At 48.6% G+C, this 2,535-nt stretch carries 2 protein-coding genes; both read left to right on the top strand.

The features are described 5' to 3' along the window. Positions 1 to 129: 129 nt before the first annotated feature. Entirely contained in the window at positions 130 to 702 is a 573-nt protein-coding gene (locus ACPLUI_RS13755) for a glycerol-3-phosphate responsive antiterminator (protein WP_424660816.1), read from the top strand. A gap of 211 nt (positions 703 to 913) precedes the next feature. Next, positions 914 to 2,416, top strand: a complete 1,503-nt coding sequence (gene glpK, locus ACPLUI_RS13750; protein WP_424660815.1) for a glycerol kinase GlpK — start codon at positions 914 to 916, stop codon at positions 2,414 to 2,416. Positions 2,417 to 2,535: the final 119 nt, after the last annotated feature.

The following is a 2,535-nucleotide window of genomic DNA, read 5'->3' as shown; positions in this document are numbered from 1 at the left end:
AGGCGTTTTTCGACATGGCGATCCCGGTTGGCCGGTGCCGGGTGTTGTCCTGGCAACTGATTTCACCCCTATGAATTTTTGAACGATGCGTCAGTACATTTGAGTACATTTAATTGTGGGAGATATCGTATGGAGAAAAGTTACAAGTTGTTCGGTGGTAAAAAAGTGATAGCTGCTATTCGGAGGATGGAAGATCTTCCGGAAGCCCTGCATCATCCAAATATTGAAACGATAATTCTCCTGGGTGGAGATTTAAACTATTTGTCCAGTATGATTAAAAAGGCCAGGGCTGCCGGGAAGACCTTTCTCGTGCACCTAGACCTTCTTGAAGGAATTGGTAAGGACCGTGCGGGAGTACATTTGTTGGCCCGGATGAATCTCGATGGCATAATTACTACCAAGTCAAACCTGGTAAAATGTGCTCTTGATGAAGGTATGCTGGCCATTCAAAGATTTTTCATGGTGGATTCCGAATCACTGAAGACTGCCATCAAAGTGGCCAAAAATATTACTCCCCACGCGGTTGAAATATTACCGGCCACGGTTCCTGCATATGTGGTTGAAGAGTTGAAAAACGCTCTGGGTGTCCCTGTTTTGGCCGGAGGGCTTTTAAAAAATGAAAATGATGTAAGAGAAGCTCTATCAAAGGGAATTGTAGCCATAAGTACCAGTTTAAGAAGGTTGTGGGATGTATTTACCTAAATATAAACTTTATTTGAAGAGGAGGAATATTTGATCTTTTGTAGAATAGTCTTAATATCACGAGAGCTTGATACCGGTAGGAGATTAGGAGAAACCCCTTCTCAGTCTGGCTGATTTGAGCAGCCAGAACAGGAAGGGTTTTTTTCTTACTCTAAGAGCATATAAACTGGAATTGTTGTAAGGGAATATCAGGAGCAAGGGGGATTTGGCAATGCACAAAAAATATATTCTCGCTCTGGATCAGGGTACTACCAGTTGTCGTGCTATTCTGTTTGATAAATACAACAATATAAAGGGAATAGCCCAAAAAGAGTTTAATCAGTATTACCCAAAACCCGGCTGGGTGGAACACGATGCTCAGGAAATCTGGAGCACACAGTATGGGGTCATAGCCGAACTGGTGGCTAAAACTAATATTAGCCCTGACGAGATAGCAGCTATTGGCATTACCAACCAGCGGGAAACAACTGTAGTTTGGGATAGGAATACCGGCCAACCCATCTATAACGCAATTGTTTGGCAGTGCCGCAGGACCGCCGAAATCTGTGATGAACTTAAGTCCAGGGGGTTGGATGCGGAGATACGCTACCGAACCGGGCTGGTTATTGACGCCTATTTTTCAGGTACTAAAGTCAAGTGGATTTTAGATAACGTTCCCGGTGCCAGGGAAAAGGCCGAACGCGGCGAATTGCTCTTTGGCACCATGGATACCTGGCTCATCTGGAAGCTGACTGGGGGTGGGGTGCACGTTACCGATTATTCCAATGCTTCCCGTACTTTAATGTACAACATCAGGGAGCTTTCCTGGGACGAAGAAATTCTTAAAGAACTCGAAATACCATTATCCATGTTGCCCGAGGTGAAACCCTCGAGCTATGTATACGGCGTAACGGATCCCGATCAATTTCTGGGTCACAGCATTCCCATTGCCGGGGTAGCCGGTGACCAGCAGGCCGCTTTGTTTGGACAGGCTTGCTTTGAGCCGGGTATGGCGAAGAATACCTACGGGACCGGGTGCTTCATGCTGATGAATACCGGGACGGAGCTTTTTGAATCCAAAAACGGGCTTCTGACCACTATAGCCTGGGGTCTGGACGGTAAAGTAGAATATGCCCTGGAGGGAAGCGTCTTTATTGCAGGAGCTGCCATACAGTGGCTGAGGGACGGTCTGCGTCTGATTGAATCAGCGGTAGACTCCGAATATTTTGCCGGTAAGGTGGAGGATACCGGCGGTGTTTACCTGGTGCCGGCTTTTGTAGGCCTGGGTGCCCCCTACTGGGACATGAAAGCTCGGGGGATCATTGTCGGGTTGACACGGGGTACTACCAGGGCGCATATTATCCGGGCAGCCTTGGAATCTCTGGCGTACCAGACCAGGGACGTCCTGGAGGCTATGGAGGCAGATTCCGGTATCAAACTCCAGGCTTTAAAGGTGGATGGTGGTGCGGTAGCCAACAACTTCCTTTTGCAGTTCCAGGCCGACATCCTGGGGGTAGCTGTGGAAAGGCCGGCAGTTATTGAGACAACAGCCAGGGGTGCTGCCAATCTGGCCGGGTTGGCTGTGGGATTCTGGTCCAGTACGGAAGAGCTTGCCGCTGGTTATCAACTGGACAGACGTTTCGAGCCCACCATGTCCGTGGAGAAAAGGGAAACCCTCTATCGGGGGTGGAAGCGTGCTGTGACCAGGGCTATGGATTGGGCCGGGAGCGTATAAAAAGGACGTTGGACACTCGTTCCAGGCTATGTTCTCACAACCGGATTCAAGCCTAAGCCGGAAGCAGCACAAACAGTTTTTAATGCCATGCTGTTGGAGGGAGGGATATGTCAGCAATG

It is taken from the genome of Desulfofundulus sp. (assembly GCF_049701015.1).
Classification (GTDB): domain Bacteria; phylum Bacillota; class Desulfotomaculia; order Desulfotomaculales; family Desulfovirgulaceae; genus Desulfofundulus.
The sequence above is the reverse complement of the archived record's forward strand: the minus strand, read 5'-3'. Positions and strand labels throughout refer to the sequence as shown.

Bases quoted from the DNA above. Each gene is read 5' to 3' on its own strand.
- glpK (WP_424660815.1), top strand. From the start codon at position 914: ATGCACAAAAAATATATTCTCGCTCTGGATCAGGGTACTACCAGTTGT.
- ACPLUI_RS13755 (WP_424660816.1), top strand. From the start codon at position 130: ATGGAGAAAAGTTACAAGTTGTTCGGTGGTAAAAAAGTGATAGCTGCT.